General features: G+C 54.2%; 1 protein-coding gene. It reads right to left on the reverse strand.

The window, feature by feature from the left end:
• A partial coding sequence (locus ACSNOG_RS33010; RefSeq protein ID WP_436756363.1) for a DEAD/DEAH box helicase occupies positions 1 to 382 on the reverse strand: 382 nt, incomplete at both ends.

Consider the following 382-nt stretch of genomic DNA (forward strand, 5'->3'; position numbering starts at 1 on the left):
GAACGGCACTACCTGGGTAAGCAGAGGAATGTCGCGGTCTCGAAGCTGTTCCTGCAGGTTGATCGTATGCGTGCTGACCATCACCTTCTGCTCCTGCTTGACGCTTTGGTAAATGGACGGGAGCAAATATCCGAGCGATTTTCCAGTACCGGTGCCGGCTTCGATCAACAGATGCTTGTCCTCATCAAGCGCCTGCATCACTTCCTGGAACATGATGTCCTGCGCATCCCGGCTCTCATATTGTGGAAGCACTTCCTTCAAACGTCTCCGAACCTCATCCATATACTCATCAAAGCTCATGTTCGCCAGCGGATTGGGCTCCGCTTCATCGCGGACCGGAGCGATGTCCGTCCAATCCTCAACGCCTAATGCGAATTGGCGG

The organism is Streptomyces sp. URMC 124, assembly GCF_051386455.1.
In the GTDB taxonomy this organism is placed as follows: domain Bacteria; phylum Actinomycetota; class Actinomycetes; order Streptomycetales; family Streptomycetaceae; genus Streptomyces.